The sequence below is a fragment of the Blastococcus saxobsidens DD2 genome (assembly GCF_000284015.1).
GTDB classification, from domain to species: domain Bacteria; phylum Actinomycetota; class Actinomycetes; order Mycobacteriales; family Geodermatophilaceae; genus Blastococcus; species Blastococcus saxobsidens_A.
This window is the reverse complement of record NC_016943.1, coordinates 4,316,106-4,339,338: the sequence shown is the minus strand read 5'-3', so window position 1 is coordinate 4,339,338 and position 23,233 is coordinate 4,316,106. Positions and strand designations below refer to the sequence as shown.

The 23,233-nt window shown below is 74.3% G+C and carries 27 protein-coding genes; 17 read left to right on the top strand and 10 right to left on the bottom strand.

Going from position 1 to position 23,233, the window contains the following annotated elements; translation table 11 throughout:
- Nucleotides 1-8: 8 nt before the first annotated feature.
- Nucleotides 9-872 carry a class I SAM-dependent methyltransferase gene (locus tag BLASA_RS20550; protein ID WP_014378179.1) on the bottom strand — a complete coding sequence of 288 codons (864 nt, stop codon included), beginning with the start codon at nt 870-872 and terminating at the stop codon, nt 9-11.
- Nucleotides 873-906: 34 nt separating this feature from the next.
- Here BLASA_RS20550 and BLASA_RS20545 point away from each other — a divergent pair, with 34 nt between their 5' ends.
- Nucleotides 907-1,914 (top strand): UDP-N-acetylmuramate dehydrogenase, encoded by a 1,008-nt coding sequence (locus tag BLASA_RS20545; RefSeq protein WP_014378178.1) that lies wholly within the window; start codon nt 907-909, stop codon nt 1,912-1,914.
- A 99-nt stretch (nt 1,915-2,013) separates the two neighbouring features.
- Here BLASA_RS20545 and BLASA_RS20540 read toward each other — a convergent pair whose 3' ends face one another.
- Complete coding sequence (locus tag BLASA_RS20540) at nt 2,014-2,799, bottom strand: SDR family oxidoreductase (protein ID WP_014378177.1); 786 nt, start codon at nt 2,797-2,799, stop codon at nt 2,014-2,016.
- A gap of 88 nt (nt 2,800-2,887) precedes the next feature.
- Between BLASA_RS20540 and mshA the strand changes: the two genes are divergently transcribed.
- From mshA to BLASA_RS20520, 4 genes are all read left to right on the top strand, one after another.
- Nucleotides 2,888-4,225 (top strand): D-inositol-3-phosphate glycosyltransferase, encoded by a 1,338-nt coding sequence (gene mshA / locus BLASA_RS20535; RefSeq protein WP_041775880.1) that lies wholly within the window; start codon nt 2,888-2,890, stop codon nt 4,223-4,225.
- Entirely contained in the window at nt 4,222-4,743 is a 522-nt protein-coding gene (locus tag BLASA_RS20530) for a YbjN domain-containing protein (RefSeq protein WP_014378175.1), read from the top strand. The genes mshA and BLASA_RS20530 overlap by 4 nt, the downstream gene beginning before the upstream one ends.
- A complete protein-coding gene (locus BLASA_RS20525) occupies nt 4,740-6,329 on the top strand; it encodes an MFS transporter (protein ID WP_014378174.1) in 1,590 nt (529 codons plus the stop codon). The genes BLASA_RS20530 and BLASA_RS20525 overlap by 4 nt, the downstream gene beginning before the upstream one ends.
- A gap of 109 nt (nt 6,330-6,438) precedes the next feature.
- A complete protein-coding gene (locus BLASA_RS20520; protein WP_014378173.1) occupies nt 6,439-7,197 on the top strand; it encodes a phosphoglyceromutase in 759 nt (252 codons plus the stop codon).
- Nucleotides 7,198-7,368: 171 nt separating this feature from the next.
- On the opposite strand, the gene phoU is transcribed toward BLASA_RS20520, so the two are convergent.
- Nucleotides 7,369-8,016 carry a phosphate signaling complex protein PhoU gene (phoU, locus tag BLASA_RS20515; protein WP_014378172.1) on the bottom strand — a complete coding sequence of 216 codons (648 nt, stop codon included), beginning with the start codon at nt 8,014-8,016 and terminating at the stop codon, nt 7,369-7,371.
- A 167-nt stretch (nt 8,017-8,183) separates the two neighbouring features.
- On the opposite strand from phoU, the gene BLASA_RS20510 reads away from it, so the two are divergent.
- Together BLASA_RS20510 and BLASA_RS20505 are read left to right on the top strand one after the other, a co-directional pair.
- A complete protein-coding gene (locus tag BLASA_RS20510; protein WP_014378171.1) occupies nt 8,184-9,383 on the top strand; it encodes a sensor histidine kinase in 1,200 nt (399 codons plus the stop codon).
- The gene (locus BLASA_RS20505) at nt 9,380-10,069 is read left to right on the top strand and encodes a response regulator transcription factor (protein ID WP_014378170.1); all 690 of its coding nucleotides are present in this window, start codon (nt 9,380-9,382) and stop codon (nt 10,067-10,069) included. The genes BLASA_RS20510 and BLASA_RS20505 overlap by 4 nt, the downstream gene beginning before the upstream one ends.
- An 85-nt stretch (nt 10,070-10,154) precedes the next feature.
- On the opposite strand, the gene BLASA_RS20500 is transcribed toward BLASA_RS20505, so the two are convergent.
- Both BLASA_RS20500 and BLASA_RS20495 read right to left on the bottom strand, forming a co-directional pair.
- Nucleotides 10,155-10,355 carry a DUF3072 domain-containing protein gene (locus BLASA_RS20500; RefSeq protein ID WP_014378169.1) on the bottom strand — a complete coding sequence of 67 codons (201 nt, stop codon included), beginning with the start codon at nt 10,353-10,355 and terminating at the stop codon, nt 10,155-10,157.
- A 10-nt stretch (nt 10,356-10,365) separates the two neighbouring features.
- Nucleotides 10,366-10,584, bottom strand: coding sequence for a hypothetical protein (locus BLASA_RS20495; RefSeq protein WP_014378168.1), 219 nt, complete (start codon nt 10,582-10,584; stop codon nt 10,366-10,368).
- 81 nt (nt 10,585-10,665) lie between these two features.
- Between BLASA_RS20495 and BLASA_RS20490 the strand changes: the two genes are divergently transcribed.
- Nucleotides 10,666-11,754: a helix-turn-helix domain-containing protein gene (locus BLASA_RS20490; RefSeq protein ID WP_014378167.1), complete on the top strand. Its 1,089-nt coding sequence runs from the start codon at nt 10,666-10,668 to the stop codon at nt 11,752-11,754.
- Here BLASA_RS20490 and BLASA_RS24440 read toward each other — a convergent pair.
- On the bottom strand, nt 11,638-12,474 hold the full coding sequence (locus BLASA_RS24440; RefSeq protein ID WP_014378166.1) for a hypothetical protein: 837 nt from the start codon (nt 12,472-12,474) through the stop codon (nt 11,638-11,640). The two genes, BLASA_RS20490 and BLASA_RS24440, sit on opposite strands and share 117 nt — an antisense overlap.
- Nucleotides 12,475-12,514: 40 nt before the next feature.
- Here BLASA_RS24440 and BLASA_RS20485 point away from each other — a divergent pair, with 40 nt between their 5' ends.
- Together BLASA_RS20485 and BLASA_RS20480 are read left to right on the top strand one after the other, a co-directional pair.
- The gene (locus BLASA_RS20485) at nt 12,515-13,459 is read left to right on the top strand and encodes a hypothetical protein (protein ID WP_014378165.1); all 945 of its coding nucleotides are present in this window, start codon (nt 12,515-12,517) and stop codon (nt 13,457-13,459) included.
- Nucleotides 13,459-14,277, top strand: a complete 819-nt coding sequence (locus BLASA_RS20480) for a hypothetical protein (RefSeq protein ID WP_014378164.1) — start codon at nt 13,459-13,461, stop codon at nt 14,275-14,277. The genes BLASA_RS20485 and BLASA_RS20480 overlap by 1 nt, the downstream gene beginning before the upstream one ends.
- Before the next feature lie 9 nt (nt 14,278-14,286).
- Here BLASA_RS20480 and BLASA_RS20475 read toward each other — a convergent pair whose 3' ends face one another.
- Nucleotides 14,287-14,832, bottom strand: a complete 546-nt coding sequence (locus BLASA_RS20475; protein ID WP_014378163.1) for a type 1 glutamine amidotransferase domain-containing protein — start codon at nt 14,830-14,832, stop codon at nt 14,287-14,289.
- A 78-nt stretch (nt 14,833-14,910) separates the two neighbouring features.
- Between BLASA_RS20475 and BLASA_RS23720 the strand changes: the two genes are divergently transcribed.
- The 7 genes from BLASA_RS23720 (at nt 14,911) to BLASA_RS20445 (ending at nt 19,962) form a co-directional block, all read left to right on the top strand.
- A complete protein-coding gene (locus tag BLASA_RS23720; RefSeq protein ID WP_014378162.1) occupies nt 14,911-15,579 on the top strand; it encodes a putative proline dehydrogenase in 669 nt (222 codons plus the stop codon).
- Nucleotides 15,576-16,394, top strand: coding sequence for a pyrroline-5-carboxylate reductase (gene proC / locus BLASA_RS20465; RefSeq protein ID WP_014378161.1), 819 nt, complete (start codon nt 15,576-15,578; stop codon nt 16,392-16,394). The genes BLASA_RS23720 and proC overlap by 4 nt, the downstream gene beginning before the upstream one ends.
- Before the next feature lie 423 nt (nt 16,395-16,817).
- Nucleotides 16,818-17,033, top strand: coding sequence for a helix-turn-helix domain-containing protein (locus BLASA_RS26620; RefSeq protein ID WP_041776797.1), 216 nt, complete (start codon nt 16,818-16,820; stop codon nt 17,031-17,033).
- A 357-nt stretch (nt 17,034-17,390) separates the two neighbouring features.
- A complete protein-coding gene (locus tag BLASA_RS24435; protein ID WP_012854759.1) occupies nt 17,391-17,489 on the top strand; it encodes a 30S ribosomal protein bS22 in 99 nt (32 codons plus the stop codon).
- 10 nt (nt 17,490-17,499) lie between these two features.
- Nucleotides 17,500-18,606, top strand: coding sequence for an NAD-dependent epimerase/dehydratase family protein (locus BLASA_RS20455; protein WP_014378159.1), 1,107 nt, complete (start codon nt 17,500-17,502; stop codon nt 18,604-18,606).
- Complete coding sequence (locus BLASA_RS20450; protein ID WP_041775876.1) at nt 18,599-19,510, top strand: lysophospholipid acyltransferase family protein; 912 nt, start codon at nt 18,599-18,601, stop codon at nt 19,508-19,510. The genes BLASA_RS20455 and BLASA_RS20450 overlap by 8 nt, the downstream gene beginning before the upstream one ends.
- Nucleotides 19,507-19,962, top strand: coding sequence for a hypothetical protein (locus BLASA_RS20445; RefSeq protein WP_014378157.1), 456 nt, complete (start codon nt 19,507-19,509; stop codon nt 19,960-19,962). Before BLASA_RS20450 ends, BLASA_RS20445 begins: the two co-directional genes overlap by 4 nt.
- A 1-nt stretch (nt 19,963) precedes the next feature.
- Here BLASA_RS20445 and BLASA_RS20440 read toward each other — a convergent pair whose 3' ends face one another.
- From BLASA_RS20440 to BLASA_RS20430, 3 genes are all read right to left on the bottom strand, one after another.
- A complete protein-coding gene (locus tag BLASA_RS20440; RefSeq protein ID WP_014378156.1) occupies nt 19,964-20,875 on the bottom strand; it encodes an HAD family hydrolase in 912 nt (303 codons plus the stop codon).
- A 123-nt stretch (nt 20,876-20,998) separates the two neighbouring features.
- Entirely contained in the window at nt 20,999-22,156 is a 1,158-nt protein-coding gene (locus BLASA_RS26375) for a DUF5667 domain-containing protein (RefSeq protein WP_051005088.1), read from the bottom strand.
- A 112-nt stretch (nt 22,157-22,268) separates the two neighbouring features.
- The gene (locus BLASA_RS20430; RefSeq protein WP_014378154.1) at nt 22,269-23,048 is read right to left on the bottom strand and encodes a sigma-70 family RNA polymerase sigma factor; all 780 of its coding nucleotides are present in this window, start codon (nt 23,046-23,048) and stop codon (nt 22,269-22,271) included.
- Between the last annotated feature and the right edge of the window lie 185 nt (nt 23,049-23,233).

Genomic DNA, 23,233 nt, shown 5'->3' with positions numbered 1-23,233 from the left:
GCCAGGGCTCAGACCGGCGCGACCGCCGGCCAGCGCACCGTGACCTCGCCGTGCCGCCACCGCCGGCTGGACCCGACCAGCGGCCAGCCCTGCTCGCCGAGGGCCGCCACGGCCGCGGTCCACCGCTGGCGCGGGCCGAACGCGCTCATCCCGGCCGCGGCGGCCCACGCGGCATCGAAGGCGCGCAGGAACTCGTGCACCGGTTGCCCCGGGACGTTGTGGTGGATGAGCGCCTTGGGCAGGCGCTGGGCCAGGTCCGACGGCGCCGCGATGTCGGAGACCCGCGCGGCGAGCGTGAGGGTGAGCGGGCCGCCGGCGTCCAGCGCCACCCACGCCGAGCGCCGTCCCCACTCGTCGCAGGTGCCCTCGACGACCAGCCCGCCGGGCGCCAGCGCCCCGCGCATGGTGTCCCAGGCGCGGACGGCGGACTCCTCGTCGTACTGGCGCAGCACGTTGAAGGCGCGCACCAGCACGGGCCGGAGCCCGGCGAGCTCGAAGCCGCCTACCCGGAAGTCGACGCGGGGCGGGTCGCGGTCGGCCTCGACCGCCGTCACTCGCTCGGGGTCGATCTCCAGGCCGATCACCTCGAGCCCGTTCACCTCCGGGCCCAGGCGGTTCACCAGCTCGAGCGTGGTCACCGCCGAGGAGCCGTAGCCGAGGTCGACGACGAGCGGGCGGGCGGAGTCCCGCAGCCGCGGCACCTGGGTGGCCAGCAGCCAGCGGTCCACCCGGCGCAGGCGGTTGGCGTTGGTGGTGCCGCGGGTGGGCAGGCCCAGCGCCCGGGCCCGTCCGGCAGCGAGCCGGGGCGCCTTGCGCTGCGGCTGCGGGGGCAGCGTGGCCCGGCGCTTGTGCTCGTTGCCCGGCTCGCTCACCGGTGCGGAGCGTAGTCCCGGCTACCGTCGACCCGTGCAGCTGCGATCCGACGTCCCGCTCGCGGAGCTCACCACCCTCGCCGTCGGCGGGCCGGCCGAGCGGCTGATCGAGGTGCAGACCGCCGCGGAGCTGGTGGCGGCGGTCCGGGACGCCGACGAGTCCGGCCGCCCGCTGCTGCTGCTCGGCGGGGGCTCCAACCTGATCGCCCCGGACGAGGGCTGGCCCGGTGACGTGGTCGCCGTCCGCAGCCGTGGCATCGAGCGGCACGGCGACGAGCTGGCGGTGCAGGCAGGGGAGAACTGGGACGCGCTGGTCGCGTACACGGTGGAGGCCGGCCTCGCCGGCATGGAGGCGCTGTCGGGCATCCCCGGCCTCACCGGCGCGACGCCGGTGCAGAACGTCGGCGCGTACGGGCAGGAGGTCGCCCAGACCCTCACCGCCGTCCGGGTGTACGACCGCGCCGAGAAGACGGAGCAGACGCTGACGCCGGCCGAGTGCGGCTTCGCCTACCGCGACAGCCGGCTCAAGCGCGAACCCGGCCGCTTCGTCGTCCTCGAGGTGGGCTTCGCGCTGCACCCGGGCGAGCTGTCCCGGCCCGTCGGCTACGCCGAGCTGGCGCGCAGCCTCGGGATCGAGGTGGGCGAGACGGCGCCGCTGAGGGCGGTCCGCGAGGCGGTGCTCGCGTTGCGCCGCGGCAAGGGCATGGTCTGGGACCCGGCCGACCCCGACTCCCGCAGCGCCGGGTCCTTCTTCACCAACCCGATCGTGCCGGCCGCGCGCGCCGTCGACGGCTGCCCGAGCTGGCCGGCCGGCGACGGGCAGGTCAAGCTCAGCGCCGCCTGGCTGGTGCAGCACGCCGGCTTCGGCCGCGGCACCCGCGAGGGGCGGGTCGGGACGTCGTCGCGGCACAGCCTCGCGCTCACCACCGAGGACGGCGCCACCGCTGCGGAGCTGCTCGCGTTCGCCGAGAAGGTCGTCGCCACCGTGCAGGAGAGGTTCGGCGTCACCCTGGAGCGCGAGCCGACCGCCGTCCGCCCCTGATCGCTCGTCCTAGGAACTCGCCCCGACAGGGTGCGCTGATGCGCAGGTTCCCGCCCGGGAACTGCGCAACCGCGCTCACCATCGGCGCAGGGGGCGGGCTCAGCCCTCCCGGGCGACCTTGTGCTGGGCGGCCTGCGCGCGCGGCCGGATGACCATCAGATCGACGTTCACGTGGTGCGGCCGGGTGACGGCCCAGGCGATGCAGTCGGCGACGTCCTCGGCCACCAGCGGCTCGCGCACGCCCTGGTAGACGGCGTCGGCCGCGGCCTGGTCGCCGGTCCGGTTCAGCGAGAACTCCGCGGTCTTCACCATCCCCGGCGCGATCTCGATGACCCGGACCGGTTCGCCACAGAGTTCCAGCCGCAGCGTCTCGGCCAGCGTGTGCACCCCGTGCTTCGCCGCCGTGTACGACGCCCCGCCCTCGTAGGAGATCAGCCCCGCGGTGGAGCTCACGAACAGCACGTCGCCGGCCCCGGAGGCCCGCAGCGCGGGCAGCAGCGCCCGGGTCATCCGCACGGTGCCGAGCACGTTCACCTCGTAGGTCCGCGCCCACGAGTCCAGGTCGGCGTCGGCCACGGCGGCGGTGTCGAACGCGCCACCGGCGTTGTTGACCAGCACGTCGACCCGGTCGAGCGCGCCCACGAACGCCGCGACCGAGTCCGGGTCGGTGACGTCCAACGGGAGCGCCCGGGCGCCGATGGAACCGGCGAGGCTCTCGAGGCGGTCCCCGCGTCGCGCGCCGATCACGACGTCGAAGCCCTCGGCCGCCAGGCGCGCCGCCGTGGCGGCGCCGATCCCGCTCGAGGCCCCGGTGACGACGGCGGTGCGGCCGGCGCCGGGCAGCGGGCGGGAGTCGGATGGAGCGGTCTGGGCGGGGTCGGGCATGCGGGCCATCCTCGCGCTGTTGCAGGATGGGGACCAGACGGGGGTGCCGGTCCCCACCCGGCCAGTGCAGCGCAGAGCGGAGGTTCACGTGTCCGCTCGCCGATTCCCCGGCTCGGGGCTGCCCTCCCGGGTGGCCACGCTCTCGGTGCACACCAGCCCGCTGGACCAGCCCGGGGCCGGTGACGCCGGGGGGATGAACGTCTACATCGTCGAGGTCTCCCGCCGGCTGGCCGCCCGGGGCATCGCCGTCGACGTCTTCACCCGCGCCACCTCCAGCGACCTTCCGCCGGTGGTCGAGATGAGCCCCGGGGTCACCGTCCGGCACGTCAGCGCCGGCCCCTTCGAGGGCCTGGGCAAGGAGGAGCTGCCCGCGCAGCTGTGTGCCTTCACCGCGGCGGTGCTGCGCGAGGAGGCCCAGCACGAGCCCGGCTACTACGACGTCGTCCACTCGCACTACTGGCTCTCCGGCCAGGTGGGGTACCTCGCCCGCGACCGGTGGAGCGTGCCGCTGGTGCACACCGCGCACACCCTCGCGAAGGTCAAGAACGAGGCGCTGGCCGCCGGGGACCGCCCCGAGCCCCGGGCCCGCGTGATCGGTGAGGAGCAGGTGGTCGGGGAGGCCGACCGGCTGATCGCCAACACCGACGAGGAGGCCCGCCAGCTGGTGCGCCTCTACGGCGCCGACCCGGCCCGCACCCTGGTCGTCCCGCCCGGGGTCGACCTGGACCGGTTCACCCCGGGCAGCCGGGGCGCGGCCCGACGTACGGTCGGGGTGCCCGACGACGCCGTCGTCCTGCTGTTCGTCGGGCGGATCCAGCCGCTCAAGGCGCCCGACGTCCTGCTCGGGACCGCCGCGCGGATGGTCGCCGACGACCCGGCCCTGCGCGCCCGCCTCCAGGTGCACGTCGTCGGCGCCCCGAGCGGTACCGGTCTGGACGCCCCCCGCCAGCTCGAGCAGCTGGCGGCCACCCTGGGCATCGCCGAGCTGGTCCGGTTCCACCCGCCACAGCCGCCCGACCGGCTGGCCGACTTCTACCGCGCCGCCGACGTCACCGTGGTGCCCAGCCACAACGAGTCCTTCGGTCTGGTCGCGCTGGAGTCGCAGGCCTGCGGGACCCCTGTCGTCGCGGCGGCCGTGGGCGGGCTGCCGACGGCGGTGCGCGACGGCGTCTCCGGCGTCCTGGTCGACGGGCACGACGCCGCCGACTACGCGGCTGCGGTGCGGGCCGTGCTGGCCCGCCGGGAACTCCTCGCCGCCGGCGCGCGCCGGCATGCCGCCCGGTTCTCCTGGGACCGGACGGCCGACGCCCTGGTCGAGGCCTACGTCGCCGCCGCAGGGGAGATGGCGGCCGCACCACCGCGCCCCGCCCGCGAGCGGCGGGGCGGCGCGTTGCGCGCACTCCCCGGGACCTCGGTGGCCCGATGAGCCGACCGGACGGGGCCAGGACGACGGCGGAGCTCGACGCGGTCATCGAGCAGACCCTGCGCGACAGCGAGCTGGAGCACGAGCACCCGCGCCCGGGCGCCTGGGTGGTCGACCTGCCGGGCACCAAGAAGCTCAAGACGGTGTGCGGGTTGATCGTCGGTGAGCACTCGCTCCGCGTGGAGGCGTTCGTCTGCCGCCAGCCGGACGAGAACCGCGAGCAGCTGTGGACCTACCTGCTGCAGCACAACGCCCGCATGTACGGCGTCGCCTACTCGATCGACGGCGTCGGCGACGTCTACCTGACCGGCCGGCTGCCGCACGCCGCCGTCACCTCCGACGAGCTCGACCGGATCCTCGGTGCGGTCCTCAGCTACGCCGACGACCACTTCAACACCATGCTCGAGATCGGGTTCGGGACGTCGATCCGCCGCGAGTGGGAGTGGCGGGTCAAGCGGGGGGAGTCCCTGCGCAACCTGGAGGCCTTCGCCGCCTTCGCCGATCCCACCCGCGGGGCGTGACGGCGACCGACAGGTCCCGACCGGGCGCGGTGCCGCCCGGCGACGAGCTGCCTCCCGGCTACGCCCGCCGCTGGTGGGTGCTCGCCACCATGACGGTCTGCCTGCTCGTGGTGATCATGGGGAACACGATCCTCAACGTCGCCCTCCCGACGCTGCAGCGGGAGCTGGACGCCAGCCAGGGCGAACTCCAGTGGGTCGTCGACGCCTACATCCTCGTGTTCGCCGGCCTGCTGTTCACCTGGGGCATCGTCGGCGACCGGATCGGCCGCCGCCGGGTGCTGCTGATCGGGCTGGGCATCTTCGCCGTGGGGTCGGTGTTCGCCGCGCTGAGCGACAGCCCTCTGGAGCTCATCGCCTGGCGGGCGGTGATGGGCATCGGCGGCGCGGCGGTCCAGCCGACGACGCTCGCCGTCATCACCAACGTCTTCCCGCCCCGCGAGCGCGGGCGGGCCATCGGCGTCTGGGCCGGGACGGCGGGGATCGCGGTGGCGGGCGGCCCGCTGGCCGGCGGCGCGGTCCTGGAGCACTTCTGGTGGGGCGCGGTCTTCCTCGTCGGCGTGCCCGTGGCGCTGCTCGGCATCGTCGCCGTGCTCGCGTTCGTGCCGGAGTCGAAGGATCCCCACCCGGGGCGGCTGGACGTGCCCGGCGTGCTGCTGTCGATCGTCGCCCTCGCCGGCCTGGTCTACGGGATCATCCACGGCGGCGGGGCCGGGTGGACGACGCCGGGCGTCCTCGCGCCCCTGCTGGGCGGCATCGTCCTGCTGGCCCTCTTCGTCTGGCTGCAGCGCCGGTCGGCTCATCCGGCGCTCGACGTCTCGCTGTTCCGCAACCCGGCGTTCTCCGCGGCCGCCGGCGCGCTCGGGCTCAACTTCTTCGCCCTCCTGGGCGCCACCTTCTACCTCGTCTTCTACCTGCAGGGCGTCCGCGGCTACTCGCCCCTGCAGAGCGGCGCGGCGCTGATCCCCGTCGCCCTCGGCATGGCCGTCATGGCGCCGCGGAGCTCCGGCCTGGCCGAGCGGTTGGGCGCCAAGGCCGTCTGCGCGACCGGCTTCCTGCTGATCACCCTGTCGTTCCTCGGCGTGCAGCTGCTCGACCTCACCTCGCCGGTGTGGCTGCTGCTCGCGGTGCTGTCGGTGCAGGGTGTCGGCATGGGGATGGTGATGGCGCCCGCGACCGAATCGATCATGTCCGTCGTCCCGCGGGAGAAGGCGGGTGCGGGCGCGGCGGTGAACAACTCGGTGCGCCAGGTGGGCGGGGCGCTCGGCGTCGCGATCCTCGGCTCCCTGCTCGCCGGCACCTACGCGGCCTACCTGGGTGCGGGCGTCGACGGGCTGCCCGCCGGGGCCCGGGACGAGGCCAGCCAGTCGATCGTCGCGACGCTGGAGGCGGTGCGGCAGGTGGCGGCCGAGGGGACGCCCGAGGAGGCCCGGGCGGCCGCCGAGGTGGTGCAGCCGGCGCGGGTGGCGTTCGTCTCGGCCATGCACACGACGGCGATCGGCACCGCGGCCGCCACCTCCGTCGCCGCCGGTGTCGTGCTGGTGTGGCTGCCCGGCCGACGACGTGCGGAGTCCTCCGTCACCCGGTGACCCGTGGGGGAACGCCGATGGGGGCACCTCCCGCTTGCGGGGGACTCACCGTGGGCACTGCTGGACGGCCCTGCTGCCTGCCCGGACCCCGTCGGGCAGGATGGCGCCCGTGACGACCTCCCCGGGAACGCTGGTGCTGCTCCGCCACGGCGAGAGCGAGTGGAACAAGGCCAACCTCTTCACCGGGTGGGTGGACGTGCCGCTCACGGAGAAGGGGCGCGAGGAGGCCGCCCGCGGCGGCCGGCTGATGGCCGAGCACGGGCTGCTGCCCGACGTGTCGCACACCTCGCTGCTGCGGCGGGCGATCATGACCGCCGAACTGGCCTTGCACGAGGCCGACCGGCAGTGGATCCCGGTGCTGCGCTCGTGGCGGCTGAACGAGCGGCACTACGGCGCCCTGCAGGGCAAGGACAAGGCCGCCACCCTCGCCGAGTACGGCGAGGAGCAGTTCATGACCTGGCGCCGGTCCTACGACACCCCGCCGCCGCCCATCGAGCCCGGCAGCGAGTTCTCCCAGGACGGCGACGCGCGGTACGCGTTCCTGCCGCCGGAGGCCCGCCCTGCCACCGAGTGCCTCGCCGACGTCGTCGTCCGGATGCTGCCGTACTGGTACGACGCCATCGTCCCCGACCTGCGGCAGGGCAGGACGGTGCTCGTCGCCGCGCACGGCAACAGCCTGCGCGCCCTGGTCAAGCACCTCGACGGCATGGGCGAGCAGGAGGTCGTGGGGCTGAACATCCCCACCGGCATCCCGCTGCGCTACGACCTGGACGCCGACCTGCGGCCGGTGAAGCCAGGTGGGCAGTACCTCGACCCCGACGCCGCCGCGGCCGCCATCGAGGCCGTCAAGAACCAGGGCAAGCGCTGACGAACCGGCCCCGGAGGGGTCGGTGAGGAAGCGCTGGAGCCGCCCTGCGAAGGTGCCGCGACGAGCGGGGACCCGGAGGGTTCCCCGAGGAACGGCAGGGACCGGCTCAGCGCAACAGAGGGGACGGCTCCTGGCCGCGGTGTCGCCCGGAGGGCGACTGTGAATACAGCCTCACGCCCTGTAGCGCTCACCGGTGACCAGGTAGACCACCCGCCGGGCGACGCTGACCGCATGGTCGGCGAAGCGCTCGTAGTAGCGGCCGAGCAGGGTGATGTCGATCGCGGTCTCGATGCCGTGCGGCCAGTCCTCGCTCAGGAGCTGCCGGAACAGGCCGCGGTGCAGCTTGTCCATGGCGTCGTCGTCGGTCTCGAGCTCTCGCGCGGCGTCCAGGTCGCGCTTGGCGATGACCGTGGCCGCCTTCGTGATCAGCAGTTCGGCGACCTGTCCGGCCTCCAGGAACGCCGGGCGGACGTCCTGCGGCACGGCGTTGTCCGGGAACCGCATCCGCGCCACCTTGGCGATGTGCTCGGCGAGGTCGCCCATGCGCTCGAGGTCGCTCACGATGCGCATGGCGGTGGTGATCACGCGCAGGTCGCCGGCGACCGGCTGCTGGCGGGCCAGCACGGTGAAGCAGCGCTGCTCGATGCTCTCCCGGGTGGCGTCGATCTCCTCGTCCCCGGCGATCACCAGGTCGGCCAGGGCCACGTCGGCGTCGAGCAGCGCCGTCGTGGCGGTGCTCATCGCCGACCCCACCGAGTTGGCCATGGCCACCAGGCAGTCGTTGATGTCGTCGAGCTCCTCGCGGTAGCTGTCCCGCACGGTCGTCCTCTCCTCGTGATACCGGTCGACAGTAGGCCCCGTCCGGGGCCGGTCCGGTCGCCGCGAGGTGAACGTCGGCCCTCCTCGCGGTGAACACTGCCTCGTACGGGCGGTGAACCTCTCGCCGATGGCTGTTCCGGGGTGCCGGCGGACCTAGCATCTGAGCCGTGAGTCCACTGGTCGCCCTGGTGGTCGGCCTCCTCCTGGGTGGGGTGGTGGCCGCCACCGTCATCATCCGCTTCCGCACCATGTTCGGGGAGGCCCCCGACGGGGTGGTCGTCCCGCTTCCCGAGGCAGCGCTGGCGCGGCGGCTGGTCGACCTGATGGATCCGGCGATCGTGGTGGTCGGTGTCGACGACGCGGTGATCCTGGCCAACCCGGCGGCCCGGGCGCTGGGCATCGTGCGCGGCACCCGGCTGCTCGTCCCCGGCCTGCTGGCCCTGGCGCACGCGTCGAGGACCGGGGGCAGCCGGCGCGGCGACATCCGCCTCCCCCGCGACCTGGTCGGCGCTGGTCCCCGCCTGGTGGGGGTGCACGCCGTCCGGTTGGAGAGCGGCACGGTCCGGCCGCCCGGGCCGGTGGCCCTCGTGCTGCAGGACATCACCGAGGCCCGGCGGGTGGAGGCGGTGCGCCGCGACTTCGTCGCCAACGTCGGGCACGAGCTGAAGACGCCGGTCGGTGCGCTCACCCTGCTCGCCGAAGCGATCGAGGGCGCGGCCGACGACCCCGAGGCGGTGCAGCGGTTCGCCGGGCGCATCGCGGTCGAGGCCGACCGGCTGGCGCGGCTGGTGCGTGAGCTGATCGACCTCTCCCGGCTGCAGGGTGGGGAGCCGCTGCCGGAGCTGGTGCCCGTGGAGGTGGACCGGGTGCTGGGCGAGGCGGTCGACCGGACGCGCACGGCGGCCCGCGCCAAGCAGCTGGAGATCGTGCTGGGTGGCCAGCCCGGCCTGGTGGTGCGCGGCGTGGAGAGCCAGCTGGTCACCGCCGTCACCAACCTGCTGGCCAACGCGGTCGCCTACAGCACGGGGAACAGCCGGGTGGCCGTGGGCGCTCGCGCGCGGTCGGGGTTCGCCGAGATCGCCGTCACCGACAGCGGCATCGGGATCCCGCGGGCCGACCGGCACCGGGTCTTCGAGCGCTTCTACCGGGTGGACCAGTCGCGGGCCAGCAGCACCGGCGGGACCGGTTTGGGGCTGGCCATCGTCAAGCACGTCGCGAGCAACCACGGCGGCTCCGTGGCCGTCTGGAGCGAGGAGGGGCTGGGGTCGACGTTCACCCTCCGCATCCCGCTCGCCGGTGCCGGCGCACCGCCGGTGGCGGGCCCGCCCGCCGTACCTCAGGAGAGAGTGGAGACCGAGCGCTCATGACTCGTGTGCTGGTCGTCGAGGACGAGGAGTCCTTCTCCGACGCGCTGTCCTACATGCTGCGGCGGGAGGGCTTCGAGACCGTCGTGGCCGGGACCGGGCCCGATGCCCTCGCGGAGTACGACCGCGGCGGGGCCGACATCGTGCTGCTGGACCTGATGCTGCCCGGGCTGCCGGGCACCGAGGTGTGCCGCGCACTGCGGGGCCGCGGCAACGTGCCGATCATCATGCTCACGGCCAAGGACTCCGAGATCGACAAGGTCGTCGGGCTGGAGCTCGGCGCCGACGACTACGTGACCAAGCCGTACTCGGCGCGCGAACTCGTCGCCCGCATCCGCGCGGTCCTGCGCCGGCGTGGCGAGGTGGCCGACGCGGCCCCGGCCGACGGTGCCGTGCTGGAGGCCGGGCCGGTCCGGATGGACGTCGAGCGGCACATCGTCGCCGTCGACGGCGCGCAGGTGGCCCTCCCGCTCAAGGAGTTCGATCTCCTGGAGTTCCTGCTGCGGAATGCCGGCCGGGTGCTCACCCGGGCGCAGTTGATCGACCGGGTGTGGGGTTCGGACTACGTGGGCGACACGAAGACCCTCGACGTCCACGTCAAGCGGCTGCGGGCCAAGCTCGAGCCCGACCCCGCGAACCCGAAGTACCTGCTGACGGTGCGGGGTCTGGGCTACAAGCTGGAGACCTGATCACACCTGCGGTGACCAGGAGCGGCTTCGCCGCGCTCTCCATTCGGAGCCGGCCTTCGGCCCGGCCGGTGAATGGCTTCGAGATTCACCGGCCGGTCTCGTTCTTGAGCTCGTCGATCTTCTTCGACGCGTCGGCCTTGGAGATGTCCTCGGGGACCTCGTCGTCCGTACCGCGCGCGAGGGTCTCGAGGTAGCTCTTCTGCGCCCCCGTGGCCGGCTCGTCGCCGGTGACCCAGTTGTCGGGGTCCTTCTCGGTGGTCTGCTCGGCGGAGTTCGGCTCGCTCATCTGTTCGATCCTAGGCGTGCGTGAGCTCCCGCGCCTCCGGAACGGCCGACTGCGCGCGCGCTGCGCGCGCTGCCTCCCAGCGGCGCCCGGTGCGGTAGACGTGGACGCCCGCGCAGGCGGGGCACGCCACGTGCAGGGCGATGTGGGTCGGGTGGTTGACGACCGATCGGATCCGCCGGTCGGCGACCAGCTCCTCGGACCGGGTGGCGGGGCAGGTGATCAGCAACATGGGGCGAGCGTGCTCCCGGCCGCCCCACCGGACGAGTGGCAGGAGTGACCGTTATCGCAGGATTCCTGCCATAGTGGGCACATGGCAGACACGGATCTCCCGCTGGTCGTCAGCCTCGTGGTGGGCGACGGTCTCGTCGCCAGCTTCGGCCTGGGCGTGAGCAACGAGGTCTTCGGCTACGACCGTCGCGGCCTGGGCCTGCCGCTGTTCGACTTCGCCCTGGTCGCCGAGCGGCCGGGACTGCTCCGCACCGACACCGGCCTCGGCATGCTGGTCGAGCACGGCCTCGACCGGCTGGACCGCTCCGACATCGTGCTGGTGACGGCCTGGGAGACGCACGACGAGCAGCCGTCCACCGCGCTGCTCGACGCGCTCCGCCGGGCGCACGCGCGGGGGGCGGTGCTGGTCAGCCACTGCACCGGAGTGTTCGTGCTCGCCGCCACGGGGATGCTCGACGGGCTCCGGGTCACGACGCACTGGAAGTGGGCAGGGGAGCTCGCCGCACGCTATCCGCAGCTCGAGGTCGACCCGTCGGTCCTCTACGTCGACAACGGCCGCATCATCACCGGCGCCGGGACGGCGGCGGGGATCGACGCGCTGCTGCACCTGGTCCGGCGCGAGTGGGGCGCAGCCCCGGCCAACGCGCTGGCGCGGGAGATGGTCGTCCCGCCGCACCGTGACGGTGGTCAGGCACAGTTCATCGACGCACCCGTACCCGCCTGCCAGGACGATCTGCTCGGCGTCGTCCTCGACTGGGCCGCGGCCCACCTCGCCGAGGACATCAGCGTCGACGACCTCGCTCGCCGCGCGCTGATGAGCCCGCGCAGCTTCGCCCGCCGGTTCAAGGCCACCACCGGTACGACTCCGCACGCCTGGCTGCTCGGCCAGCGCCTGGCCGCGGCCGAGGAGTTGCTGGAGAACAGCGATGCACCGATCGAGGAGATCGCCCGGCTCGTCGGCTTCGGCACCGCGGCCGGGCTGCGCGAGCAGTTCACCCGCCGGCGCGGGGTCTCGCCCCGCGCCTACCGGCAGACCTTCCGGGCGGGCGCGGGCTCAGTCCGGGCCGCGCCGGTGCAGCTCGACGGGCACCGGCCGGCCAGGCAGCGGAGGACTGGCGGGATGGGGGGCGACCAGCCCCTGGTCGAGGCGGGCCTCGGTCAGCCGGCGTAGCTCCGCGTACGCCGCGGCGCCCAGCAGCGCGGTCAGCTCCGCGGCGTAGGTGAGCACCAGCGGCTCGGGCGAGACGTGCGCCGTCGGCGAGCCGGTGCACCACCAGTGCAGGTCGGCGCCTCCCGGCCCCCAGCCGCGCCGGTCGAACTCCCCGATGCTGGACACCAGCACGCTGCTGCCGTCGGGGCGCTCCTCGTGCTCCTGCTCCCGCCGCACGGGGAGCTGCCAGCAGACGTCGGGCTTGGTCGTGAGCGGGTGCAGCCCGGTGCGCACCGCCATCCGGTGCAGGGCGCAGCCGCTGCCGCCGGCGAAGCCCGGTCGGTTGAGGAAGACGCAGGCGCCGTCGACGACCCGCGTGCGCAGCGACCGGACGGCGTCGGGTTCGTCGGGGTCCACCCCGTCATCAGCCCGGTCCTCCTCCGTCCAGGCCGCGCGTCCCACCGGAGCCAGCTGCCAGTCCTCCCCGGTCAGGTCGGCGACCGCCGCGGTGACCCGGTGCAGGTCGTCCTCGTCGGTGAAGAAGGCCCCGTGGCTGCAGCACCCGTCGTCCGGGCGGCCCTCGACGACGCCGGCGCAGCCACGGCCGAAGACACACGTCCAGGCCGAGGTCAGCCAGGTCAGGTCGGCCCGGACCAGGTGCTCGGGATCGGCCGGGTCGGGGAACTCCACCCACTCCCGGGGGAAGTCCAGGCCGACCTCCTCGGGAGGCTCGTTGCGCACCGGGCCAGCCTAGGGCGCGGGCGACCGGCAGAATCGGCGCATGCGACTCGGGGTGCTGGACGTCGGCTCGAACACCGTGCACCTGCTGGTCGTGGACGCGCACCGCGGTGCGCACCCCACCCCGATGCACGACGACAGGTCCGTGCTGCGCCTGGCCGAGCACGTCGGAGCGGACGACGTGCTGTCCAAGGCGGGGGAGAAGGCCCTGCTGAACGCGGTGCAGGACGCCCGCAAGCAGGCCGAGAAGCAGGGCTGCGACGAGTTCATGGCGCTGGTCACCTCCGCGATCCGGGACGCGGTCAACGGCCTGGAGGTGCTCGAGCGGGTCCAGGACCGGACCGGGGTCGAGCTGCAGGTGCTCAGCGGAGAGGACGAGGCCCGGCTGACCTTCCTCGCCGTGCGCCGCTGGTTCGGCTGGAGCGCGGGCCGGCTGCTCGTGCTCGACATCGGTGGTGGCTCCCTCGAACTGGCCGCCGGCATCGACGAGGACCCGGAGGTCGCGCTCTCCCTGCCGCTCGGCGCGGGCCGGATGACGCGGCGGTTCCTCCCGGCGGCGACCGAGGGCCGGCGCCCCGACCTGGCCGCGCTGGACGACCTCGCCGCGCACGCGACCGACCTGCTGGCACCGGCTGCGGAGAAGATCGCCGCCGTCGGGCCGCCCGATCTGGTCGCCGCCACGAGCAAGACCTTCCGCACCCTCGCCCGGCTGGCCGGCGCCGCGCCGTCGTCCGCCGGACTGCGCGTGCCGCGCCAGCTGAGCGCCACGGGGCTGGGCCAGCTGGTGGGCTTCGTCTCCCGCATCGGGTCCTCGGCGCTGGCCGAGCTACCGGGCGTGTCGGCGAACCGGGCGCACCAGGTTCCTGCGGGCGCCGTTGTGGCTGCCGCAACTCTGCGTGCGCTGGACGTACCGTGCGTGCGGATATGCCCGTGGGCGCTGCGCGAGGGAGTCATCCTCCGCAGGCTGGACTCGTTGGGAGGGGTGTGATGGCCGAGCCGGACTGGAACCCGGACACAGGAGGACGTTCCCTCGCCGAGATCCTGCGCGAGGCCGGCGTCGAGTCCGCCGCCCGCACCGCCCGCCGCCGCCGTCCCGACGACGACGACACCGGCATCCGCCAGCGGCGGGCCGACGACGCCGCGGCTGCCGACCGCGCCGGGTTCGGCCGGCGCCGCAGTGACCACCAGGTCGCCGAGTCAGCGCCACCCCGTGAGCCGCGTGCGCCCAGGCGCGCCGCCCCCGGCCCGTCCACGGCGGCCATCCCGGGGCTGCGGCCGGACCGCAAGCCGGGGGTTCCGCACCCCTCCGCGCCGGTGCCGCCGCTGCGACGCCCGGCCGACGCCGCCGGAGCGCAGCGCGCGGCCGATCGCACCGCCGGCCGCGCCGGTGAGCGGGCGACCGCCCGGACGGCCGATCGCCCGGGGGCGCGCACCGCGAGCTCCCGTACCGGCCACGCCTCCACCGGACCGATCCCGGTGGTCCGGGCCGACGATCTCGACGACAGCGACCTCGATGCCACTCCCCGGGAGAGCGCGCTGGCCTGGCTGCGCTTCGCCGGGGAGCTGGTGATCGCGCTCGTGGCCGGGGTCGGCATCTACTTCGCCGCGACCGTGCTGTGGGAGATGCTGCCGCACCTGGCCGTCTTCCTCGCCCCGCTGGCGGTCACCGGCCTGGTCGGCGGGGTGAACCTCTGGCGGCAGCGGCAGGGTGCCGAACCGGTCGGGGCGCGACTGCTCGCGGTCCTCGTCTTCGCCGGCACCCTGCTGACCATCGCGCCGGCCGCCGGGCTGCTCGCCACCTCCTGACCACCGCGGTCAGGCGTCCGCGGACTCCTCGTCGCGCGAGGCGGCGAACTCGTCCACGATCGCCGATCCGAAGGCGTCCAGGTCGTCGGGCTTGCGACTGGTGATCAGGTTCCCGTCGACCACGACCTCCTCGTCGACCCACGTCGCACCGGCGTTGCGCAGATCCGTCTGCAGCGACGGCCACGACGTCATGCGGCGGCCGCGGACCACGCCGGCCTCGATGAGCACCCACGGTGCGTGGCAGATCGCGGCCACCGGCTTGCCGGCGTCGAAGAACGCCTTGACGAAGGTCACCGCGTCGGCGTCGGCCCGGACGAAGTCGCCGTTGATCACCCCGCCGGGCAGGACGAGCGCCGCGTAGTCGTCGGGGTCCGCGGCTCCCAGGTCGGTGTCGACCGTGCGCCGATCACCCTTGTCGATGTGGTCGTAGGCGGTGATCGTCCCCGTGCTGAACGAGACGAGCTCCGGCTCGGCGCCGGCCTCCTCGAGCGCCTGCCACGGCCGGTCCAGCTCGACCTGTTCGACTCCGTCGGTGGCCAGCACGGCCACCCTCATCCCGTCCAGTTCTCCTGCCATGAGGCGGCGCTACCCGGCCCCCGGAGCGGGCACACCAGGAGCACTACGGTTTCGGGCATGCCCGTCCGTCCGCGCTCCTGCCGCCTTCCCGGCCGGCTCGCGCGCCCGGCGCTGGGCGCGGAGGACGCCGTCCGTGCCGCCGGCGACCTCGCCGCGGCCGGGTGGCAGGTGTCCCTGGAGCTCCGCGGCCCCGTCGGCCGGCCGGCCGTGGCCCAGCTGACCACCCGGGTGGCCGAGGCGGGGCTGGCCGCCCGGTGCGAGGTCACGGTGCCGGTGGGGCGGGCGGACGGCGCCGTGGTCGACGTCCTCGCCGGTCTCCCCGTCGACGTCGCCCTGGCCGGTGCCCCCGGCGACGTCGACCCGCCGGCCTGCGCGCTGCCGCAGGCCCGGGTGGTGGTCGGTGCGGGGGAGCCGTCGGCCGAGGACCGCTGCCGGGCCTTCGCCGGGCGGCGGGTGCGGCTGGTCGCCACCCGGGGCCGGGGCACGGAGCTGGCGTTCGTGCGGTGCCTGAACGTCCTCATGACCGGCGACGGGCGACCCGCCGTCGCGACCGTCGATCCACGACTGATCGCCATCACCGGTGAGCGCGCGGCCTGGAACGGCCGCACGCCCGACAGCTGGGAGTACGTCATGCCCTGGGGAGAACCGACCGAGGACCAGCGCCGCCTGCTGGCCGCCGGCCATGCCGTCCGCGTCCTCGTGCCCGTCGCGGGGGAGCGGGCGTGACCGCCACCGGACGGCGCGGCCTGGCGATCATCGGCGGCGGGAAGATCGGGGAGGCGCTGCTGTCGGGCCTGATCCGGCGCGGGGGAGCCGACGGCATCCTGGTCGTCGAGCGCAGTCCCGAGCGGGCCGCCCAGCTGACCGAGCGCTACGGCGTCCCGGCGGTGGAGCTGGCCGACGCCGCCGCCCGGGCCCGGGTGCTGCTCCTGGCGGTGAAGCCGCAGGACATCGACACGCTCCTCGGGCTGGTCGCCGGGCACGTCGACGACGGCCACCTGGTCGTCTCCGTCGCCGCCGGGGTGCCGACGAAGCGGATCGAGGCGGCTCTGCCGGCCGGTGTGCCGGTGGTGCGGGTCATGCCGAACACCCCGGCCCTGGTGGACGAGGGGATGAGCGTGCTCTCGGCCGGGGCGCACGCCGGTGAGCAGGACCTGGACGAGGCGGAGGCGCTGCTGGCCGCGGTCGGGCAGGTGCGCCGGGTGCCCGAGGCCCAGCAGGACGCGGTCACGGCGCTGTCCGGCAGCGGTCCGGCCTACTTCTTCTACCTGGTGGAGGCGATGGTCGACGCCGGCATCCTGCTCGGCCTGCCCCGCGCGCTGGCCGCCGACCTCATCGTGCAGACCGCGCTCGGCGCGGCGGTCATGATGCGCGACACCGGCGAGCACCCCGTCCAACTGCGCGAGGCGGTGACCAGCCCCGGGGGGACGACGATCGCAGCCATCCGGGAACTGGAGCGGCACGGGGTGCGGGCGGCGCTGATCGCGGCCATCGAGGCGGCGCACAGCCGCTCGGTCGAACTCGGTGTCGACAAGGCCTGACGTCGACACGTCGACCAGCACTGGGCGTGAGTGGGCGAACACGTTAATGCATCGGCGGCCGAAATACCGCAACGCTGCGTCATCGGGTTCTCACCGTGTCGCGAAACGCGCCGGGACGGGTGTGCACCGTGTTGCATAGGTGTAGTTCTGCCTAGGACGGACCGGTCCGCCTGTTCGTTTCTTCCATCGCTTCAGTCACGCCCGTCCCCTTACTCTCAGTACCAGCGCGTGCGTGTTCAGTTGTCGGTGGGGAAGCCGGCGCCACGACACGAGCTAGGTACCGGAGACGAAGACATGACCATGCCCCAGCGCCACGCTGCCGCCACCGTCGTCCGTCCGGGGATGCCCATCCCCCGCCCGATGGGTCGCCCGATGAACGCCGCCGCCATGGCTCGTCCGGTGCCGGCCCAGCACCCCGCCGCCATGCCGCTCGGCCGCTCGGCCGTCCCGGCCCCCCGCGCCGCCGTCACCTTCCTGACCGTCGCCGAGGTCGCCTCGATGATGCGGGTGTCGAAGATGACCGTGTACCGCCTCGTGCACGCCGGCGAGCTCGCCGCCGTCCGCGTCGGCCGCTCGTTCCGTGTGCCGGAGCGCGCCGTGCAGGACTACCTGCGCGACGCCTACACCGACATCGCGTGACGACAGCGTCGGGAGCATCGCAGCGAGGAACGAGCGAGGAGCGGAGCGACCGCGGAGGCGGCGCACGACTCCGAGCGAGGAGCGGACCGGCGCGCGGATTCGCGCCGTAGGCATCGCCTGAGAGCCGGCCCCTGCTGCCTGGTCACGCCGAGTGGGCCCCGGAGGGGTCCGCGCAGGCGTGACGGGCCGGCTCCACCCGACGGGAGCCGGCAATTGGCCGCGGTGTCACCCGGAGGGTGACCGTGGGTAGAGCATCGCCGCGGGGTGGCTCGGGTACGCTCGGTTGCCGAGCGACACCGGGGGATATCCCCGCTGTCGCGCTCGAGCTGACATTCGTGACGACGTCGGGAGCAACACGTGGGTTCGGTCATCAAGAAGCGACGCAAGCGGATGGCGAAGAAGAAGCACCGCAAGCTGCTGAAGAAGACGCGCGTCCAGCGCCGCAACAAGAAGTGAGCTGACGCTCGTGCCGCCCGCGGTCGTCCTGGTCACCGGCGTGAGCCGGTGGCTGGGTGGTGCGCTGGCGGCCGAGCTCACAGCAGACCCGGGCATCGGGCGGGTCATCGGGGTGGACACCGTTCCGCCGTCGCCGGAGATGTTGCGCCGGCTCGGCCGCACGGAGTTCGTGCGGGCGGACATCCGCAATCCGCTGATCGGCAAGGTCATCGCCGCGGCGTCGGTGGACACCGTCGTCCACATGAACATCAGCTCGACCCCCGCCGGCTCCGGCGGGCGGGTGCCGATGAAGGAACTCAACGTCATCGGCACCATGCAGTTGCTCGCCGCCTGCCAGCGGGCGCCGTCCGTGCGGCGGTTCGTGCTCAAGTCGACCAGTGCCGTCTACGGCGCCTCCTCCCGCGACCCCGCCGTCTTCACCGAGGCGATGCAGGCGCGGCAGGTCCCCTCCGGCGGTTTCGCCAAGGACAGCGTCGACATCGAGGGCTACGTGCGCTCGTTCGCCCGTCGGCGTCCTGACGTGGACGTCGCCGTGCTGCGCTTCACCAACTTCATCGGTCCCCGGATCGACTCGCTGCTCACCGGGTTCCTGCGGATGCCGCTGGTGCCCACCGCGCTGGGGTACGACGCCCGGATGCAGTTGCTGCACGAGGACGACGCCCTCGCCGTGCTCACCCGGGCCACCACCGGTGGGTTCGCCGGGACCGTGAACGTGGGTGGCGACGGCACCCTCCTGCTGTCCCAGGCCATCCGCCGGCTGGGCCGCGTCGAGGTGCCACTTCCGTCACCGACGTTGGGTTCGGTCGGGCGGCTCTCCCGCCGGTTCCGGTTCGTCGACTACTCGCCGGAGCAGATGCGCTTCCTGAACTTCGGGCGGGTCGTGGACACCACGGTGCTGCGCTCCGAATTCGGCTACACCCCTCGCTACAGCACGGAGGCGGCGTTGGCCGACTACGCCCGCACGGTGGCCCCGGTCATCGCGCCCGAGGTGGTGCACTCGGTGGCCGGGGGGCTGCGGTCCCTGCTCGGCCGGGTCGGTGACACGGCCGCGGCGGTGGAGCAGCGCTTCCGCCCGGCGCCTGCTGTCCCCGGGCTCCGGGCGGTGCGTGATGCCTGAGGCGCGGGTGATCCCGCTGCGCCGGGACGACGACGAGCCGTTCGTCTCCCCGGCGCCCGCACCGGACTGGGAGGAGCAGCTCGCCGGCGGGCTGGACTTCCTGGAGCGCCGGTTCACCGGTGCGTACGAGACCGACGAGTTCGGCTTCGACCCCGACCTCACCGACCACCTCCTGCTCCCGGTCCTGCGTCCCTTCTTCCAGAAGTGGTTCCGCGTCGAGACCTTCGGGCTGGACAACGTGCCGGCCGACAGCGGCGCCCTGGTGGTGGCCAACCACTCCGGCACCGTGCCGATCGACGCCTTGATGGCTACGGTGGCGCTGCACGACGAGCACCCCGCGTCCCGCCGTCTCCGGTTGCTCGGTGCCGACCTGGTGTTCGACATCCCCGTGGCCGGGGCCATGGCCCGCAAGCTGGGCGCCACCCTGGCCTGCAACGAGGACGCCGAGCGGCTGCTCACCGAGGGCGAGCTGGTCGGGGTCTTCCCGGAAGGGTTCAAGGGCATCGGCAAACCCTTCCGCGAGCGCTACACCCTGCAGCGCTTCGGCCGGGGTGGCTTCGTGTCGGCCGCGCTGCGCACCGGGGCGCCGATCATCCCGTGCGCCATCGTCGGTGCCGAGGAGATCTACCCGATGATCGGCAACGCCAGGGCGGCGGCCCGGCTGCTCGGGTTGCCGTACTTCCCGATCACCCCGACGTTCCCGCTGCTGGGCCCGCTGGGGCTGGTCCCGCTGCCGTCGAAGTGGTTGATCGCCTTCGGGACGCCGATCGAGACGGCCTCCTATGGACCGGCGGCCGCGGAGGACCCGATGCTGGTCTTCAACCTCACCGACCAGGTCCGGGAGACCATCCAGCACTCGCTCTACCAGCTGCTGCTGCGTCGGACCCGCGTCTTCGGGCGGTGACGCAGCCCGTGACCGGTCCGGCCGAGCAGTGGCGCACCGACGAGGAGCTCGCGGCCGCCGTCGCGGAGTTCACCCGCCGGACCCCCGGCTACGTCGTGCCCGCCGCGTACGGCGTGGCCCGGCTGGACGACGGAGCGCTGACCTTCGGGGAGGTCAACGATCTCGGCCACACCCGGCGGCTGCCCGCCGTGGTGCTCGGCCAGGTCTGCGGCTACCGGGGGCGGACGTCGACCTACCGGCTGACCGCACCCGAGTTCGAGCGAGCCGTCACGCTGCTGACGCCCGCCGCCGCGGCGGTGCACCGGGACCACCCGAACCTCTGGTCGTGGCGGGACCTGCTCGAGCAGGCCTCGCCCTCGAGCGCCTTCCTGGCCTTTTTCATCGCCGACGCCCGCGACGAGCCGGTGGGCCCGCACGACGCGGTGTTCCGTTCCCGGCTCTCCGGCCAGTAGGTCAGACCGGCAGCTTGTTGCGGCGGCGCAGCGCGACGGCGCCACCGACCAGTCCGCCGGACAGCGCCGCGGCGGCGACCGTCGGGACGCCGACCTTCGCCGCCTTCCGGCCGGTGCGGAAGTCGCGGATCGTCCAGCCGCGGGCCCGCGCGACGGCGCGGAGCTCGCTGTCGGGGTTGACCGCCACCGCCGTCCCGGTGAGCGAGAGCATCGGCAGGTCGTTGGCCGAGTCGCTGTACGCGGTGCAGCGGGAGAGGTCGAGACCTTCGCGTTCGGCGAGGGCGAGCACCGCCTCGGCCTTGGCCGGGCCGTGCATGAGCTCGCCGACCAGCCGCCCGGTGTACCGGCCGTCGACGATCTCCGAGACGGTGCCGAGGGCGCCGGTCAGGCCGAGCCGCTGGGCGATGATGGACGCCAGCTCGATCGGGGTCGCGGTGACCAGCCACACTCGCTGGCCGGCGTCCAGATGCTTCTGGGCGAGGACGCGGGTGCCCGACCAGATCCGGTCGGCCATCAGCTCGTCGTAGATCTCCTCGCCGGCCTGCGCGATCTCCGCGACCTCCCGCCCGGCGACGAAGGCCAGCGCGTTTTCGCGGATGGTGTGCATGTCGTCGGCGCTCTCGTTGCCGGCGATGCGGAACTTCGCCTGCTGCCACACGAACCGGGCGAGGTGGCGGCTGGAGAAGTACTTCCGGGCCGCCAGCCCACGCGCGAACCAGAACAGCGACGCGCCCATCATCATCGTGTTGTCGACGTCGAAGAAGGCCGCCGCGGTGAGGTCCGGCCGGACCACCGGCGGCGCCGCGACCTCGGCGGCCGCGGCCGATGCGGCTCCGGCGACGTGCGCGCGGGTGCTCTCGTCGGGGACGCCCCCACGCGCGGCCCGGCGGCCGCGCACCGACAGTCGTGGCACAGCGACCTCCTGCAGTCGATCGTCTCGATCCGTCGGCGACGCCGGTGACTCCGGCGGCCGCGATCGGGAGCCACCCGCGACGTCCCCGACCCTAGCCGGACGCGGAGCCGCGCTCAGGTCGGGTCAGCAGTCGCCGAAGGTCACCAGCGGCGGCACGCAGATGCTCAGCGGAGCGGGCGCGGGAACGGCGACGACCGGCGGCCTGCTCGGTGAGTTCGTGTCGGCGGTCGACTCGCCCAGCGGCAGGTCGGGCAGCGGGGTGAGGATGCCGCCGGCGGGCGGCGGCACGGCCTCGCTCGGACGGCCGGTCTGCCCGGGGACCGTCGGGGCGCCCACCGTGCCCCTGGCCGGGGTCGACGGCCGCGCCGGCGAGCCCGGGTCCGCGGCCGGCGGGGAGCCGGGATCGGTGGTCGTACCGGGGACGGCGGGTGCCGGCTCCGGCGCAGCCGGCGACTCCCCGGCCACCGGCGGCGGGGCGTCGGTCAGGCAGAGACCGGGGACGGGGCCGAGGTCGTCGTCGCCCACGGTCGCCGGTCCGGTGCTGCACGCCAGGGCGGTCCGCAGCCCCGCGGCCCGCGCGGTGAGCGCGTCGAGGAGCGCGGCGGAGTCGGCGTAGTCCTGCCCGGCGTCCGCCGGGACCTCGCCGCGGAGCGCACCGAGCCCGGTGGACTGCTCGGCGGTCCACGCGGCGAGCGCGTCGAGGGACTCCGGATCGCCCGTGCGCACCGCATCGCCGGTCAGCAACGCGGCTCCCTCGGCGGTCTGGGCGTCCATCGTCTGCAGGGTCTGCCGGACGAGCGCCGCGTTCCGGTCGTCGGCGAGCGCCCGGAGCTCCTCGAGCCGCGTGCGGGCCAGTTCCAGCAGGGTCTGGCCGCGGTTGTCCCCGGCCAGCGCCAGCTGCGTCTGCTCGGTGCCGCGCTTGAGGTCGTAGAGGGGATCGCCCGGCCCCGCCCCGGCGGCCACGGCGACCAGGGCGGCGAGGCCGGTCACCCCGACGGCCGCGCCGGCCAGCCCGGCGGTGATCCGGCCGCGCCGGCGTGACGGCGCCCGGTCGACGGCCCGGGCGGCGAGCAGGCGGTCACGTAGGGGGTGCCGGGCGGGTTCGGGGGTGCGGACGGCGGCCATGGCCACCAGGCGGGCGCGGGCGCGGGCGCGGTAGGCGGGGTCCGGCTCGCCGTCCAGCTGGGTGGAGAGGGCCTGCAGGCGGGCGACGACCGCGGTCTCGGGATCCCGGACGGCGGTGGGGCCGGCGGGTGCGGCGTCGTCGTCGTGCCGGATCACCTGCCACCCCCCGTCCTCGCGTCGGTGCGCGGAGCGCCGCCAGCCGGCACCCGCTGCGACCTGTGCAACGACGTGGGTGTCCGGTCGGTTACGCACCAGCACCGGGGCGTGTTCACCGCAGCCCCTCGGGCAGCAGCCCCGCCAGCCGCCGGACCGCCCGGTGCTGGAGCGCCTTGATGGCGCCTTCCTTCTTGCCCATGATCTCGGCAGTCTCGGACACCGACAGACCGTGCAGGAAGCGCAACACGATGCACTCCTGCTGCTCGCTCCCCAGCTGCCGCACGCAGGCCAGCAGCTGCTCGTTGGTGAGGTGCTGGAGCACCGCGTCCTCGGGCCCGTCGGTGGCGCGGTCGGCGTCCCGCATGTCGGCGGTGCTCACCTCGAGCCGGAAGCGGCTGCTCTTCACCTGGTCGCGGATGATGTTGCGGGCGATCGTCACCAGCCAGGCGCCGACGTCACGGCCCTGGAAGGACAGCGAGTCGATCCGCCGCAGCGCCCGCACGAACGTCTCGCTGGTCACGTCCTCGGCCGTCGCCCGGTCGCCCACCCGGTGGTAGACGTAGCGGTGCACCAGCGTCACGTAGTGGTCGTAGAGGCGGCCGAACGATTCCGCGTTGCCGTCCTGCGCCCGCCGGACCAGCTCCCACACGTCGACGTCGCCGGCCGTCACCGCCCGGTCGGCATCGGCGAGTTCGGCGACGACCTCGGTCGGCAGGTCGGCGGACTCGTCACGCACGTCAGCCGGCTCCGCCGGAACCGGCCCGGGAGCGTCGTCCGGCGCGCGGACGGGCAGCGCCTCGGAGCTGGGCCGGGGGTACGGCGTCGGCCGCGGACCCGGTCGGGGCCGGGCGGCCGCGCCGGTGGAGCGCTCGGCGTCCAGCGGGTGCGGCATGCGGGCGTTCGACCTCCTCGTCGGCCCGCTGTGTGCCAGGACCGTCCTGTTCCGATCGCGCACCGATACGGCGCGCGGGCTGCGGCGCGGCCCCCATGGTGACAACATCGCCACAGCTCGTCCACGGCAGCATGCCCGGGCGCGTCCCACAGCGCGCGCCGGAGGCCGGTCCTGACCGCCCCGAC

Bases quoted from the DNA above. Each gene is read 5' to 3' on its own strand.
- BLASA_RS20540 (WP_014378177.1), bottom strand. From the start codon at position 2,799: ATGCCCGACCCCGCCCAGACCGCTCCATCCGACTCCCGCCCGCTGCCC.
- BLASA_RS20530 (WP_014378175.1), top strand. From the start codon at position 4,222: ATGAGCCGACCGGACGGGGCCAGGACGACGGCGGAGCTCGACGCGGTC.
- BLASA_RS20505 (WP_014378170.1), top strand. From the start codon at position 9,380: ATGACTCGTGTGCTGGTCGTCGAGGACGAGGAGTCCTTCTCCGACGCG.
- BLASA_RS20500 (WP_014378169.1), bottom strand. From the start codon at position 10,355: ATGAGCGAGCCGAACTCCGCCGAGCAGACCACCGAGAAGGACCCCGAC.
- BLASA_RS20495 (WP_014378168.1), bottom strand. From the start codon at position 10,584: ATGTTGCTGATCACCTGCCCCGCCACCCGGTCCGAGGAGCTGGTCGCC.
- BLASA_RS20490 (WP_014378167.1), top strand. From the start codon at position 10,666: ATGGCAGACACGGATCTCCCGCTGGTCGTCAGCCTCGTGGTGGGCGAC.
- BLASA_RS20485 (WP_014378165.1), top strand. From the start codon at position 12,515: ATGCGACTCGGGGTGCTGGACGTCGGCTCGAACACCGTGCACCTGCTG.
- BLASA_RS20480 (WP_014378164.1), top strand. From the start codon at position 13,459: ATGGCCGAGCCGGACTGGAACCCGGACACAGGAGGACGTTCCCTCGCC.
- BLASA_RS20475 (WP_014378163.1), bottom strand. From the start codon at position 14,832: ATGAGGGTGGCCGTGCTGGCCACCGACGGAGTCGAACAGGTCGAGCTG.
- BLASA_RS23720 (WP_014378162.1), top strand. From the start codon at position 14,911: ATGCCCGTCCGTCCGCGCTCCTGCCGCCTTCCCGGCCGGCTCGCGCGC.
- BLASA_RS26620 (WP_041776797.1), top strand. From the start codon at position 16,818: ATGCCGCTCGGCCGCTCGGCCGTCCCGGCCCCCCGCGCCGCCGTCACC.
- BLASA_RS20450 (WP_041775876.1), top strand. From the start codon at position 18,599: ATGCCTGAGGCGCGGGTGATCCCGCTGCGCCGGGACGACGACGAGCCG.
- BLASA_RS20430 (WP_014378154.1), bottom strand. From the start codon at position 23,048: ATGCCGCACCCGCTGGACGCCGAGCGCTCCACCGGCGCGGCCGCCCGG.